Raw genomic sequence first — 13,178 nt, forward strand, 5'->3', positions numbered from 1 at the left:
ACCGCGTTTCCGCAGGCCAGACGTCTTATGATCTTGTGCGCCCGAAGGGACTCGAACCCCTAACCTTCTGATCCGTAGTCAGATGCTCTATCCATTGAGCTACGGGCGCTTGTGCTCAGCCAGTGTACACACCCGGCTTTCGCGCGGAGACTCCGGGATTCGAACCCGGGAGGGGCTTTAAGACCCCAACCGCATTAGCAGTGCGGCGCCATAGACCAGACTAGGCGAAGTCTCCCTGGTGATCCTCAGACCACCGCGCCCGAGGATACAGGTCGCCACCCACCGGGAGCAAAACGACTTCCGGGGTACGCCCGCCAGGGCCGCCCGCCCTCGGTGATTCCACGCTGTGCGACGGCGTGATCGGGACTACGCTCCATCGATATGCAGGAGCAGCCGCCCAGCGAGTCGACCCGTCGAGAGCCTGCTGAGGGAGCGCGTCGGCGCTCCCCACGGGCCACCTTCAGGCCGCCGATCGTGGCCGAGCCGACGGTGGCCGAGGAGCCGACCGGGACGGCGGAGTCCACCGAGGCGGCGGCATCCCCGGCAGCCGCGCCGGCGAGCCCGCGTCCTCGACGGGCCAAGGCCGCCCCGACGGTGCTCTTCCAACCACCGGATCCGGACCGCCCACTGCCCCGACAGCCTGGACGCGCACCGGCCGACCTGACCACCGACGCGACAGCGGGTCAACCAGAACCGTCGAACGGTGACGAACCAGGCCCGCCGAAGGCCCGCACCACCCCCACCCGCAAGGCAGCTACCCGGAGCGCGGCCGAGCCGCCCGCCGAGGCGATCCCGACCACGCCCGCGCCGCGCAAACGTGCCGCGAGCCCCACCAAGGCCGCGAACACCAGGGCCGCGAGCCCCACGAAGGCCGCCAGCACCACAGCCACGAGCCCGAACGAGGCGACGAGCCCCAGCAAAGCGGCGACCCCGGCCAGAGCCGCAAAGGCCACCAAGCGCGCGGCCGCCCCGCGCAAGAGCACCACGCCGGCCGAGCCCGCCCCCGAACCTGTCGCCGAGCAGGTCACGGCACCGGCGGCACCCGTCGCGCGGCAGGCTGAGCCGGCTCTGGGGCGTACCCCAGAATCGGAGCTGCGGGCGGTCGTCGCGCGCGTGCTCGACCACCCTGGCTTCGCGCCGGAGCTGTTGGCGCTGGCCGCGGTGCGGGCGTTGGGGCCCGGCGCGGCCGGATGGGCGGCGGGGTTGCGCACCCGGTATCCGGACGCGTCGGCGGACGGCCTGGGACGGTTGGCGACCCGGCGGTTCGTCCGTTCGGCGGGTGCGGGCGGGGCGACCGCCGCGCTTGCCGGTGTCTTCGCGCCGCTGGCCGAGTTAGCCGCGGTGCTGTGGACGCATGCGGAGCTGGTGCTGCACCTGGCCGCGGCGTACGGCAAGGATCCGACGCATCCCGACCGGGCCGTCGACCTGCTGGTGCTGACCCAGGTGCACCCGGACCGGGCGAGCGCGGTGGCGGCCCTGGCCGCCGCGGAGTCGGCGGGCGACCCGGTCGAGGGGGCGTGGCCTCGGGCGGCGGAGGCGGCCTGGCGGTTGGCCGCGCCGCTCACCGCGCAGGCCGGTGGTTGGGTGGCGTTGCGGCTGGTGGCCCGGTTGCTGCCGGGGGCGGCGGTGCTCGCGGCGGCGCTGGGTGACGCGGCGGCGGCCGACCGGCTCGCGGCCCGGGCGGTGGCCGTCTATCGACCCGGTCGGGGCTGACCGGTCAGAGCCAGTCGAACCATTCGCGGGGCAGCAGCGCGTAGCCGACGAAGGCGAACACGTCGAGCAGTGTGTGCGCGATGACCAGCGGCATCACCCGCCGGGTGCGCAGGTAGAAGAGGCTGAACACCACACCCATGACGGCGTTGCCGACGAACGCGCCGAAGCCCTGGTAGAGGTGGTAGGAGCCGCGGAGCAGCGCGCTGGCCGCGATGATCGCGGCCAGCCGCCAGTGGAGCTGGCGCAGCCGGGTGACCAGGTAGCCGACCACGATCACCTCTTCCAGCACGGCGTTCTGCACGGCGGCGAGGATCAACACCGGGACCGCCCACCACACATCCGGCAGCGCGGCCGGCACCAGCGTCGCGTTGAGGCCCAGGTGGGCCGCGACCCAGAACAGCGCCAGCCCGGGTAGGCCGATGAGCGCCGCCAGGCCGGCACCGCGCGCCACGTCCTGGCCGGGCCGCCGGGCGTCCAGGCCGAGGGTCCGCGCCGGGTCGCCGGGGTCACGGCTGAGCAGGTGTACGGCGAGCAGCACCGGCAGCAGCGCGAACACGATGCCGAGCAGTTGGTACGTGAGGTCCAGCCAGGGTCGGGCCGACGCCGAGGTGTTCAACGAGGCGGTCTGCTTGGAGAGCGGACCGTCGGCGGTCAACTTCGCGATGATCGACACCACCGCGTAGATCGCGGACTGGCCGAGGGAGAGGCCGAGGACCAGCAGCGTCTCGGTGCCCAGCAGTCGGCGGGACACCGGGCGGGTCAGCTCAACGGTCACCGCACCACTCTGCCCGACGGGCGGCGGCGGTGACATGGCCGACCGGCCAGCATGAGCCGATCGCACATTCTGTGCGACCAGTCGACACTCTCCGTGGAGATTCTATGGGCGCCCGATCCGTTGCCGTCTGGAGAAGGAGCGCCCGTGGACAACCTCGCGCGGTTGCTGAAGGAGAGTTGGGCCCTGGTCGAGGACGACCGGGTCCGGTTGAGCGGTCACTTCTACGCTCGGCTGTTCCTGCTCGACCCCGCCCTGCGGCAGCTCTTCCCGGTGCAGATGACCGGCCAGGGCGACCGCCTGCTCGAAGCGATCATCGCGGCGATCCACACCGTCGACGACCCGGAGAGCTTCGACGAGTTCCTCCGGGCGTTGGGTCGCGACCACCGTAAGTACCACGTCGACGAGCAGCACTACGCGACGATGGGCACCGCGCTGCTGGACGCCTTGCGCAGCATCGCCGGTGACGGCTGGAACCTGGAGTACGACCAGGCGTGGCGGGAGGCGTACGCGGCGATCGCCGCCCTGATGGTGGCCGGCGCGGCCGCCGACGACGACCCGCCGTTCTGGCACGCCGAGGTGCTGACCCACGAGCGGTACGGCCCGGACACCGCCGTGCTGACCTGCCGGGCGTTGCAACATCCGCTGCGCTGGCAGGCGGGGCAGTACGTGAGTCTGGAGGTGCCGCGCTACCACCCCCGGGTGTGGCGCAACTACTCGGTGGCGAACGCCCCGAACGACGACAACGTGCTGGAGTTCCACGTGCGGTCTCCCGGGGCCGGCTGGGTGTCCGGCGCGCTGGTCCGGCGGGTGCGGCCGGGTGACCTGCTGCGCCTGGCGGCGCCGATGGGGTCAATGACGGTGGACCGCGCCTCGGAACGGGACATCCTCTGCGTGGCCGGCGGCGTCGGGCTGGCACCGATCAAGGCGCTGGTGGAGGAGCTGGCCACCTTCAACCGGACCCGGTGGGTGCACGTCTTCTACGGCGCCCGGCAGGCGGCCGACCTGTACGGCCTGGCCGCGTTGCAGGAGTTGGTGGCCGTACACCCGTGGTTGTCGGTCACCCCGGCGTGCAGCGAGGACCCGGACTTCGACGGCGAGCAGGGCGACATCCCGGACGTGGTGGCCCGGTACGGCCCGTGGACCACGCACGACTGCTACGTCTCCGGTGCCGCCCGGATGGTCCGGTCCACCCTGCGGGTGCTCGCCGCGGACGACGTGCCGCCGCCCCGCATCCGCTACGACACCTTCGGTGACCTCTAGACGTTCCTCCCCCCACACCGGGGCGCGTGCCCCTGCCCCCTGGGGCACGCGCCCCGGTCCCTCGTCGGTCAGTAACTCCACGGGTGGGCGGTCTCGCGGTACTCCTCCACCGGCACCAACGGCACGCCGGGTGCCATCCGGTCCACGTAGAGCCGGCCCTCCAGGTGGTCGACCTCGTGTGCGACAAGGCGGGCCATGCCGAACTCGAACGAGGTGATGATCCGGCTGCCGTCCCACCGGGCGTGCTCCACGTCCAGGCGCAGCGGTCGGGGCACCAGGCCTCGGTGGTCGAAGAAGGAGAGGCAGCCCTCGTACTGCTCGTCGGTTTCCAGGTCGGCGTCGACCACCCGGGGGTTGAGCAGCACGACCGGCTCCGCCGCCCGGTCGGGGGGCCGCACCACCGCTGCCGCCCGGTCGATGCCGAACTGCGGGGCGGCGACCCCCACTCCCTTGCTGAACGGGTGCAGCTCGTCCAACCGGGTCAGGATCGCGGTGAGCCGGTCGACAACGGCCCGGGCCCCCCGTTCCTCACTGGGCAGATCGAACGGGCGGGCACGCTGGCGGAGCAGATCGGCGCCGCGTTGCAGCACGCCGAGGCCGCGCATCCGGTCGCTGGGTCGGACCCGGGTGGCGCCGGGTCCGACGTCCGGTTCGGTGTCCGGTCGGGCCCGGAAGCGCCACTGCATCCGGTAGCGGGCGTTCAACGGCGGGTCGTCGGTCTGCCAGTCGTAGATCGCCCGGTCGTCCTCGTCGTGACGCTGCGGGGCCGTCCGCAGCGGGCCCTCCTCCGCGCTGAGCGAGGTCTCCACGCCCCAGACCTGTGGGTCGAGCGCCGCCGGCAGGTCCAGGCGTACGGCCAGCTGCCGGGTGGGCAGCCGGACGGCTCGCTGGAACCAGAGGCCCCACTTCTCGTGCCCGACGCTGTACGCGTACTCGACGGTGGCCCGGTCACCCGGGTAGAGGGGGAAGCGCCGCTCTCCGTTCTCGAAGAGCAGCCAGATCTCCTTGAACGCGTCCCGGTCGTGTTTGGCCCGCCAGTGCATCGGCTCCGGGTCCCCGCCGCCGTCGTCCCGGCGGGCCTGTATCTGCAGCTCGGCGAAGGTGAGGGGGTGCTCCCGGTGGTGCCGGTTGGAGCGGCCGGGGTCGTTCGGGTAGCGGTCGACGGCGACCCGGACCAGGTAGCGGGTGACCGGCTCAAGGCCGGCGTTGTACAGCTCCCGGCGGATGACGCACCGGTAGCCGTCCTCGGTGTGGGTGAGGGTGGCCAGTTCCCGTTCCACGACCAGCCCGGTGCCGGGTGGCAGCCACTGTCCCGGCAGGTACGGCCCGCGGTGCGGCTGGCCCACCCGGGCGTGCCGTAGGTCGTCGTACTCCCGGAAGCGTTGCCAGATCGCGCCGCTGGCTTCCAGGACGGCCTCGGCTCGGCGGGCGAAGTCCTCGGTGGGGCGGTGCCGGCGCCCCTCGACGTGGCTCACGTAGGACGGGTCGAACCCCATCAGAACGGCCAGTTGCTTCTTTGACAGCCCGCGCCCGGTCCGTTGCCGGGCGAGTTCGGCCGCGAAGGAGTCGGCAGCCCGTTCGAGGGGTGAGGTCGTCATCAGCTTCCTCGTGGCCGGGGATATAAGTTTCACGTTCCGTGCCCGAGCACACACTCATGTGGCATCTTTTCGACACACCGCTTGACAATTCACCGAAGACACCAGCCGTGTGGCGGCGTTTCCCAGCATCGGCTCCGGGTAGTAGCGAGGCGTCACACCCGCCGGATGCGGAGTGACCTGCGCCTCCGGGATTGGACCAAGGTGAGCCTTCCCTTACGGTCGCAGGTCTGGTTAGGCTAGCCTTAGCTCAGGACGGCACTCGTTCGTCCGCCGGGGCGCACTCCTCGGTCACAGAGACAGGGGACGACTCAGGTGACAGCGGTGATGCCGAGGCGGGAGGCCGCCACCACGCCGCTCGCTCCCGTCACCGCCGCGCTCCGGGCCATGTTCGGCACCGACGACCTCCCCGGCCTCGCCCGGGGTCTGCTGGTCGAGGACGAGTTCGGCTGGTCGCCCGCCACCACCCTGATCGACGGCAGCCGACTGCCGGAGCTGCTGAACGGCGCCGCCGTCCGCTGGGGCGGCACCCCGCACGCCTGCGCGGCACTGGCCTGGAAGTCGTACAGCTACTGGGCCGCGCTGCCGGTCGTGCTCGGCTGGGCCTCCGCCCGGCGGGTGCCACTGCTCGATCCGGCCGATCTCCTGATCCACTTCGAGGACCACCGGCAGCTGCTCACCATGGGTCTGCGGCGGGGCACCACGGTGGCGGTGCTGCCGAACGACCCGCTGGCGCTCGCCGGCCTGCCGGAGGTGCGGGTCGTCGCCGACGAGGCGGAGCTGCTCGCCGCACTGCGCGCGTCACTGCTCGACGCCCATCTGGCGCCGCTCATCACGGCGATCCAGTCCGAGGTCCGGGTGGGCACCCGGACGCTGCTCGGCTCGGTCGCCTCCGGCATCGCGCACGGCATCCTGCGGGCCGCCGACGGTCTGCCCGGCTCCACGGTGCAGAGCATCGAGACCCTGCTCGGCGCACTCGACCTGACCGACCTGATCGAGTTGGTGCCCGGGCCGACCGGTGAGCCGACAGTGCAGCGGCGCACCTGCTGCCTCGCCTTCACCCTGCCCCGGCCGAAGGTCTGCCAGGGCTGCTGCGTCCGCTAGGTAAGGGCTGGGCAGACGCGGCTCAGTCGGTCAACGACCGGACGTCCCACACCCACACCCCACCGGTGAAGACCGGTTCGATCCCGGTCAGCTCGGTCATCCCCCGACGCAGCGCGGCCTCGTGCTCGTGTGGCCCGAGGATCACCACCCCCGCCCGCCAGTAGCGCAGGTCGTCGACCGCTCGGACCCGACTCTGCGGGGTGATCGGCGGCACCGCGCCGGTGCGCCGGATGGTGGCGAAGAAGTTGCTGGTGGGGCGCGGAACCGCCCCGAACAGCGCGACCTTCGGCGGGTCGGCGTTCGGGCGGGTGTCCGGGCCGAGGAAGTAGCCCCGTGCCAGCGGCATGTCCAGCCGGGTCGACGCGGACCAGCGCAGCGGCTCCGCGTACGTGGTGTCCGGCAACGGCAGGGTGACCACACTGCGCCCACCGCTCACGTACGGACGCCAGGCCCCACTGGTCACGAAGGTGGGGATCGGGTCGAGGCGGGCCACCGGCAGCGGGGTGGGAACGATCGGCAACAGGGCCATCGTGAGCATGGTGGCGGTGACGAAGCGGATCTGTCCCCGGGCCACCGGGTGCGCGTACGCCAACTCGCGGGCCCGTTCGGCGCCGTAGGCGAGCAGCAGCCCGATGATCGGGGTGATCGCCAACGCCCAGCGCGTCGGCACCACCGAGTGCAGGATGGGCAGGTTCTCCAACGCCGCCCAGGGGCCCGGCACACCGGTACCCCGGTTGTTGAAGCGGACCTCCCGACCCAGTGAGAGCACCGCGAAGAGCAACCCGAGCCCGGCCAGCGCGAGCACCACTATCGAGCGGCGCAACCACCAGACCAGGGCGATCACCAGCACCACCAGTGCCCAGCCGAAGAAGCTGTTCTCCTCGGTCGGGTTCTTGGCCAGGCCCGCTGCGGTGCGCGCGTTCCCGGCGAGGGACTCCCGGGAGTACGCGACGAACGAGGCCAGGTCACTGGAGTAGCCGCGGATCAGGCGGGACAGCCCGGAGTACGCGTCCGGGCCGAAGAACTGCACGTACAGGGGGTACGCCAGCAGGAGCGCGGCGATCCCGGCGGCGAGGGCCAGGCCGGCGAGGAAGGACCGGGCCCGTGACCGGATGTCCGCGCGGCCGACGGCGAGCACACCGATGACCACGCCGAGCCCGATCGCGGTCATCAGCAGGATCTCCAGGTTGAGGAATGCCTGCCAGACGATGACGAGCGCGAGGAGGACCCCGTTGCGCAGCCAGCGGCCCGGTTCGCCGAGTCGTAGCGTGCGCCAGATGATCAACGGGACGACGAACTGCGACACGATGTTCGGGTGACCATTGGCGTGCGACACCATCGCCGGCGCGAACGCGCAGAAGCCGGCGCCCAGCCAGGCCGGTCCCCGGCTGCCGATCAGGACCCGGGAGAGCACGAAATACCAGGCCGTGGCGGTGGCAATCATGCCGACGGTGAGAAAGACCAGGAATGAGGCGCGCGGCCCGAACAGCAGGGTGATCGGCGTCATTGGCAATGAAATGGATAATACGGACGTATTGGCCATCAGATTCACGCCGTCGGGCACGTTCATCTGATTGGAATGGAACGGATACGCAAAGTGCGTGACTACTCGCGCACCGTGGGCCATCATCCATTCGAACTGCGACTGGTCGGACTGGTTGTCCCGCACATCGCTGCCCGGGTCCAGCCAGAGTCGACCGGTGACCCAGAAGCCGAGCACCACGAAGCTCAGCACGGCGGCCAGATCCGCCCATTTCCCCCTGCGGGAAGGCCGAACGGCACCGGAGGCCCCCTCCGCCGGCGGCGCGGCGGCCGGGCCGTCGCTGCCGCTGGGCACGTCCGATTCAGGAGTAGTCATGACAATTCATAGGGTAGTCAGCGCATGGCACCGCCGTGACATGTTTCGGGGTACTGCCGTACTATGTGCCGGGTTCGCCGACCGCCGATCACGAATCCACCCCCCCGACCACAATTCGGCCACCCCGATGCCCCGATTCTTCTGCCGTCCCAGCGGATGATTCACTCTGTCGGTCCAGGCACGGGTCGAGTTCATATCGTGAGGAATCGACGCATGGCAGAAATCACTGGGGATCAGCGCGTGCAGTCCGAGGTGCTGGAAGGCCTGGCAACCGCTGTCAACCACCGTCGCTGGTTCATCGAGCTGGCCGTGCCGTACCTCGGCGACGACCCGATCGAGATCGGCAGCGGCCTTGGTGACTACGCGCTGGAATGGTCAGAGCGGCTGCCCCGGTTCACCGCCACCGAGGCCGACCCGGACCGGCTGGTGCAGCTCAAGGAGCGCCTCGCCGACCGTCCGAACATCGACGTCCGGCAGATGCTGCTGCCGCACAACGGCCGGGGCGACTACAGCGCTGCGGTCTCGTACAACGTCCTGGAGCACATCGAGGACCACGTGGGCGCGCTGCGGAGCATGCGCGACCTGGTCCGACCCGGCGGCGCCGTGATCATCATCGTGCCCGCGTTCCAGTTCGCGATGGGCCCGGCCGACATCGCCACCGGGCACGTCCGCCGCTACACCAAGAAGACGCTCGGTGCGGCGATGGCCGACGCCGGCCTGACCGTCGAGAAGATCCACTACGCGAACGCGCTCGGGCTGATCGGCTACTTCATGGCCACCAAGGTCTTCCGGCTGATGCCGAAGGAGGGCCCGATGGTCAAGGTGTACGACACCCTCGTCCTGCCCGCCACCAAGGCCGCCGAGCAACTGGTCCTCCCACCCTTCGGCCAGTCCGTCTTCGCCGTGGCCCGAGTCCCCTCCTGACCCCACCGCCGCGCGATCTTGCGCTTTCGGTCGTCGCTATGCCCTTTATATCGGGAAAGTTGGGACAGAAAGTGCAAGATCGCGGCGCCTGGGCGGCGGTTACTCCTTGATCTGGTACGTGGGGCGGATTACCGCTCTCGCCAGGGTGTGGAACGTGAGGTTGAAGCCCACGTAGGCGGGGGTGGCGTCCGGGGTCAGGTCGAGGCGCTCGACGTCCACGGCGTGCACCGCGAAGACGTACCGGTGCGGGCGGTCGCCGGGGGGCGGAGCCGCCCCGCCGTAACCCTGGTCGCCGTAGTCGTTACGCACCGAGAACGCCCCGCCGAGGTCGGCGCCCGCCGCGCCGCCCGCCCCGCTGGGCAACTGGGTGACGCTGACCGGCAGGTTCACCAGCACCCAGTGCCAGAAACCGCTACCGGTCGGCGCGTCGGGGTCGTAGCAGGTCACCGCGAAGCTCTTCGTCTCAGCGGGAAAATCCGACCAGGTCAGCTGCGGCGAGACGTTGTCGCCCCCGGTGCTGCCATGCGCGTGCCGGGCGTCCATCGGCTCGCCGTTCTGCACGTCGTCGCTGGTGAGCGTGAACGAGGGCAGCGTCGGCAGCAACTCGTACGGGTCCGGGGCGATCGGTCGTTCCAGGGTCATGGGGACGCGTCCTTCCGATGTGCGGAGATACCAGCCCCTTCATACCCCGCTGCGGCCTGTCCGACGAGCGGCACTGTGGTTTTCCGGAGCTACGGTGGAGTTTCGGGCAACGTCCTCAGGGGGACATCGTGGCCGGCATGTGGCGGGACTTCGTGGTGGCCGTCTTCACCGCGTTCCGCCGCCGGGACGAACAGGCCATCGCCGACGAACGGCGACGCGCGGTCGAGCGACTGGCCGACGAGACGATCCGCCAGCAGCGTCGGACCACCGACCCTCCGCAGTGACCGGAACGTGGGGCCCAGCGGCAGCACAGGGCTGCCGAATGAGCCTTCCACCGGCTCCCGGAAATGGCGTCGTCAGCGTATCGCCACCATCAATCCCCTGGCCGGTGCCGATGTCGTCTACCCGACCTTGGCTGACCCTCAACGAGCGAACCTGCTATCTCTGAATAACGGCGAGACGTCGGCGATATGAGGCGGCAACCCCGCTCGACTGCTAACGAATCCGTGGAATATTCACCGGCCGGGCAGAGACGACGGCAGGGTGTGGGCGACTGATCAGTAGGCCGAGTCACGGAGGAACCGAGTGACTGTCATCGCGGACGGCATCCTGGTCGTCAACTCTCTGCGGTACGCACCACAGTGGGCAGCTGCCGAAATCTTCGCACTGGCGAGAGCGGGACACCTCACACTCGAATCAACAGCAGAGGGTGTGGCAATCACCCGCACCGACAAGGCCACCACCGGCATGGAGCTCGAGGAGCGACTGCTGCTCAATGCCGTCTCGCCACAGGCCGTGCTGCACACCGAACACCAGGTGCCGGTGGCGCAGACAGTCACAGCGCTCACCTGCCAGTTGCTACGCCACCGGGGGCTTGCCCGCAAGCTGAGCCCCCGCCGGTTCATGCGCCGGGTGAGCATCTGCAGCTATGCCTTCTCGACCGCCCTCGGGATAGCGCCGATCGCCATCTTCCATTCCGTCAATTCGGTGTGCCTGGGGCTCGCGCTCTTCGCGACGGGGGTCATGAGTTGGAACACCAACGCCGGTGTCAACAAGGCGAGGGCGCGGGCCGTGCGCTTCACACGGCAGGGAAAACGGCAACACAAGCGGCTCAAGAAGCTCAGCCGTCGTCTGATAGCCAGGTCCGAGCCGAGCCAGGAGGATCTACTTGCCCACGAACTGCTCTGGACCATTCACGTTCCACTCGTTCATGCCCCGACCGAGGCACCGCAATGGTTCACGGGCGAATGGCCCACGGATGCGGCGGAACGAACCGCATTGCTGCGCACGATGTTCGAATCCATCGCGACGGGATTGAACCAGCCCGCCGACAAGAAGGGCCGTTTCGCGTTGGACGAGAACACCATGAAGGAAGCCGAGCTGTATCTGACCATCGATGGCATCAAGGAGACGGGTCAGATCCTGGTCGGTGTCGACACCGGCACGGACGTCGACTTCTCGCCGGGCGGCCCGTAGTCAACGCCCCCGGCAGCCGAGCTGATCACCACCGGGTTGGTGGCGGAGGGTGTGGGATTCGAACCCACGAAGACATCGCTGCCTTACCGGTTTTCAAGACCAGCGCCATCGGCCACTAGGCGAACCCTCCTGGACCGCCACCCGTGGGCGTACGGCCACGCATAGTCTGCCACGGCTCACTCCGGGCGGCCCAGCGTCCCTCCCCGCTGCGCCGGCCAGGCATCTTGGCCCGTCCACTGTGGGCTGGAGGGTGCGCCTGCGGCACCGGGTGAGATCGGGAAGACTGGCCCCATGCGAGCCATCACGATTCCGGAGCCCGGTGGTCCCGACGCGCTGGTCTGGGCCGAGGTGCCCGACCCGGAGCCGGGCCCCGACGAGGTGATCGTGGATGTGCGGGCCACCGGGGTCAACCGCGCTGACCTGCTGCAACGGCAGGGGCACTACCCACCACCGCCGGGCGCGTCGGCGTACCCCGGGTTGGAATGCTCCGGGGTGATCACGGAGGTCGGCGCCCAGGTCGCCGGGTGGGCGGTCGGGCAGCAGGTCTGCGCGCTGCTGTCCGGCGGCGGGTACGCGGAGCGGGTCGCGGTCCCCGCCGGGCAGTTGCTGCCGGTGCCGGCGTGCGACCCGGTCGACGCGGCGGCGCTGCCCGAGGTGGCCTGCACGGTCTGGTCGAACCTGGTCCAGGTGGCCCGGCTCGGCGCGGGCGACACCCTGCTGGTGCACGGCGGGGGCAGCGGGATCGGCACCTTCGCCATCCAGTTCGGGGCGGCCCTCGGCGTCACGGTGCTGACCACCGCGCGCGAGGCCAAGCACGCCCGGCTGCGCGAACTGGGCGCGGCGCACACGATCGACTACCGGGAGCAGGACTTCGTCGAGGAGGCCCGGAGGGTCACCGACGGGCGCGGCGTGGACGTCATCCTCGACATCATGGGCGGGTCCTACCTGGGGCGGAACGTCTCCGCGCTGGCCACCGGCGGCCGGCTCGTGGTGATCGGGATGCAGGGCGGGCGCAAGGCCGAGTTGGATCTCAGCGCGCTGCTGGCCAAGCGGGCGAGCGTCGCCGCGACGTCGCTACGGTCCCGACCGCTCGCGGAGAAGGCGGAGATCGTCCAGGGGGTACGCGACGAGGTGTGGCCGCTGGTCGAGGCGGGCCGGATCCGGCCGATCGTGGACCGGCGGCTCCCGATGACCGAGGCGGCGGAGGCGCACCGGCTCGTCGAGTCGAACGACCACTTCGGCAAGGTGCTGCTGACCCGCCCGCCGGGAGGCGGGTCAGCCGTCAGCTGAGCGAGCCCGCCGGGAGGCGGATCGGCCGTCAGCTCAGCGAGCCCGCCGGGGTTGGGGCGTCCGTCGGTCGGGGCAGCACCAGTCGGGCACCCGGGCCCTCGCCGGCCAGCGTGTCCTCGGGGTTGTTGAGCGTGCAGCGCTGCAAGGACAGGCAACCGCAGCCGATGCAGCCGTCCAGGTCGTCGCGGAGCTTGGTGAGCAGCCGGATGCGTTCGTCCAGCCGGCTCCGCCAGCTCGCCGAGAGCCGCGCCCAGTCCTGTGGGCTGGGGGTGCGGGCCTCGGGGAGCGAGTCGAGTGCCTCCCGGATCTCGTCGAGCGAGACGCCGACCTGCTGGGAGATCCGGATGAAGGCGACCCGCCGCAGCTCGGCGCGGGCATACCGGCGCTGGTTGCCGCCGGTGCGGTCGGCGCGGATCAGCCCGAGTCGCTCGTAGTAGCGCAGCGCCGACGGCGCCACCCCGGAGCGGGCGGACAGCTCACCGATCGTCAACAAATCCGGCATCACCAGGTCCTTGAGTTGAAGTGCACTTCAACTCACACA

Annotated in this window: 12 protein-coding genes and 3 tRNA genes; 7 read left to right on the forward strand and 8 right to left on the reverse strand. The window is 70.4% G+C overall.

The features are described 5' to 3' along the window. Nucleotides 1-36: 36 nt before the first annotated feature. Together ACX27O_RS00090 and ACX27O_RS00095 are read right to left on the reverse strand one after the other, a co-directional pair. A tRNA-Arg gene (locus ACX27O_RS00090) sits at nucleotides 37-109 on the reverse strand. A 35-nt stretch (nucleotides 110-144) separates the two neighbouring features. Continuing rightward, nucleotides 145-235 (reverse strand) — tRNA-Ser (locus tag ACX27O_RS00095). A gap of 239 nt (nucleotides 236-474) precedes the next feature. On the opposite strand from ACX27O_RS00095, the gene ACX27O_RS00100 reads away from it, so the two are divergent. Further along, nucleotides 475-1,713, forward strand: a complete 1,239-nt coding sequence (locus ACX27O_RS00100) for a hypothetical protein (RefSeq protein ID WP_458938793.1) — start codon at nucleotides 475-477, stop codon at nucleotides 1,711-1,713. Between the two features lie 4 nt (nucleotides 1,714-1,717). Here the strand turns inward: ACX27O_RS00100 and ACX27O_RS00105 are convergent, their stop codons facing one another. Then, on the reverse strand, nucleotides 1,718-2,488 hold the full coding sequence (locus ACX27O_RS00105) for a CPBP family intramembrane glutamic endopeptidase (RefSeq protein ID WP_210865566.1): 771 nt from the start codon (nucleotides 2,486-2,488) through the stop codon (nucleotides 1,718-1,720). A 144-nt stretch (nucleotides 2,489-2,632) separates the two neighbouring features. Between ACX27O_RS00105 and ACX27O_RS00110 the strand changes: the two genes are divergently transcribed. Further along, complete coding sequence (locus ACX27O_RS00110; RefSeq protein ID WP_210859707.1) at nucleotides 2,633-3,748, forward strand: globin domain-containing protein; 1,116 nt, start codon at nucleotides 2,633-2,635, stop codon at nucleotides 3,746-3,748. Between the two features lie 68 nt (nucleotides 3,749-3,816). Here ACX27O_RS00110 and ACX27O_RS00115 read toward each other — a convergent pair whose 3' ends face one another. Further along, nucleotides 3,817-5,346, reverse strand: a complete 1,530-nt coding sequence (locus ACX27O_RS00115) for a peptide deformylase (protein WP_030331595.1) — start codon at nucleotides 5,344-5,346, stop codon at nucleotides 3,817-3,819. A 324-nt stretch (nucleotides 5,347-5,670) separates the two neighbouring features. On the opposite strand from ACX27O_RS00115, the gene ACX27O_RS00120 reads away from it, so the two are divergent. After that, the gene (locus ACX27O_RS00120) at nucleotides 5,671-6,447 is read left to right on the forward strand and encodes an IucA/IucC family C-terminal-domain containing protein (RefSeq protein WP_279517572.1); all 777 of its coding nucleotides are present in this window, start codon (nucleotides 5,671-5,673) and stop codon (nucleotides 6,445-6,447) included. 22 nt (nucleotides 6,448-6,469) lie between these two features. On the opposite strand, the gene ACX27O_RS00125 is transcribed toward ACX27O_RS00120, so the two are convergent. Continuing rightward, nucleotides 6,470-8,305, reverse strand: a complete 1,836-nt coding sequence (locus tag ACX27O_RS00125; protein ID WP_247680604.1) for a hypothetical protein — start codon at nucleotides 8,303-8,305, stop codon at nucleotides 6,470-6,472. Nucleotides 8,306-8,518: 213 nt separating this feature from the next. Here ACX27O_RS00125 and ACX27O_RS00130 point away from each other — a divergent pair, with 213 nt between their 5' ends. After that, nucleotides 8,519-9,229 (forward strand): class I SAM-dependent methyltransferase, encoded by a 711-nt coding sequence (locus tag ACX27O_RS00130; RefSeq protein WP_030331601.1) that lies wholly within the window; start codon nucleotides 8,519-8,521, stop codon nucleotides 9,227-9,229. Nucleotides 9,230-9,328: 99 nt separating this feature from the next. On the opposite strand, the gene ACX27O_RS00135 is transcribed toward ACX27O_RS00130, so the two are convergent. Then, nucleotides 9,329-9,871 (reverse strand): YbhB/YbcL family Raf kinase inhibitor-like protein, encoded by a 543-nt coding sequence (locus ACX27O_RS00135; protein WP_030331603.1) that lies wholly within the window; start codon nucleotides 9,869-9,871, stop codon nucleotides 9,329-9,331. A 128-nt stretch (nucleotides 9,872-9,999) separates the two neighbouring features. Here ACX27O_RS00135 and ACX27O_RS00140 point away from each other — a divergent pair, with 128 nt between their 5' ends. Next, the gene (locus tag ACX27O_RS00140; RefSeq protein WP_458938794.1) at nucleotides 10,000-10,155 is read left to right on the forward strand and encodes a hypothetical protein; all 156 of its coding nucleotides are present in this window, start codon (nucleotides 10,000-10,002) and stop codon (nucleotides 10,153-10,155) included. 301 nt (nucleotides 10,156-10,456) lie between these two features. Then, nucleotides 10,457-11,347 carry a hypothetical protein gene (locus ACX27O_RS00145; protein WP_358129684.1) on the forward strand — a complete coding sequence of 297 codons (891 nt, stop codon included), beginning with the start codon at nucleotides 10,457-10,459 and terminating at the stop codon, nucleotides 11,345-11,347. Nucleotides 11,348-11,387: 40 nt separating this feature from the next. Here the strand turns inward: ACX27O_RS00145 and ACX27O_RS00150 are convergent. Next, a tRNA-Ser gene (locus tag ACX27O_RS00150) sits at nucleotides 11,388-11,477 on the reverse strand. A gap of 161 nt (nucleotides 11,478-11,638) precedes the next feature. On the opposite strand from ACX27O_RS00150, the gene ACX27O_RS00155 reads away from it, so the two are divergent. Further along, the gene (locus tag ACX27O_RS00155) at nucleotides 11,639-12,637 is read left to right on the forward strand and encodes an NAD(P)H-quinone oxidoreductase (protein ID WP_030331607.1); all 999 of its coding nucleotides are present in this window, start codon (nucleotides 11,639-11,641) and stop codon (nucleotides 12,635-12,637) included. A 28-nt stretch (nucleotides 12,638-12,665) separates the two neighbouring features. On the opposite strand, the gene soxR is transcribed toward ACX27O_RS00155, so the two are convergent. Next, the gene (gene soxR, locus ACX27O_RS00160) at nucleotides 12,666-13,139 is read right to left on the reverse strand and encodes a redox-sensitive transcriptional activator SoxR (protein ID WP_030331609.1); all 474 of its coding nucleotides are present in this window, start codon (nucleotides 13,137-13,139) and stop codon (nucleotides 12,666-12,668) included. Nucleotides 13,140-13,178: the final 39 nt, after the last annotated feature.

The sequence above is a fragment of the Micromonospora sp. SD19 genome (genome assembly GCF_054462275.1).

What these genes read in the sequence shown, in the direction of transcription:
- ACX27O_RS00120 (WP_279517572.1), top strand. Translation starts at nt 5,671, where the DNA reads ATGCCGAGGCGGGAGGCCGCCACCACGCCGCTCGCTCCCGTCACCGCC.
- soxR (WP_030331609.1), bottom strand. Translation starts at nt 13,139, where the DNA reads ATGCCGGATTTGTTGACGATCGGTGAGCTGTCCGCCCGCTCCGGGGTG.
- ACX27O_RS00125 (WP_247680604.1), bottom strand. Translation starts at nt 8,305, where the DNA reads ATGACTACTCCTGAATCGGACGTGCCCAGCGGCAGCGACGGCCCGGCC.
- ACX27O_RS00155 (WP_030331607.1), top strand. Translation starts at nt 11,639, where the DNA reads ATGCGAGCCATCACGATTCCGGAGCCCGGTGGTCCCGACGCGCTGGTC.
- ACX27O_RS00115 (WP_030331595.1), bottom strand. Translation starts at nt 5,346, where the DNA reads ATGACGACCTCACCCCTCGAACGGGCTGCCGACTCCTTCGCGGCCGAA.
- ACX27O_RS00135 (WP_030331603.1), bottom strand. Translation starts at nt 9,871, where the DNA reads ATGACCCTGGAACGACCGATCGCCCCGGACCCGTACGAGTTGCTGCCG.
- ACX27O_RS00130 (WP_030331601.1), top strand. Translation starts at nt 8,519, where the DNA reads ATGGCAGAAATCACTGGGGATCAGCGCGTGCAGTCCGAGGTGCTGGAA.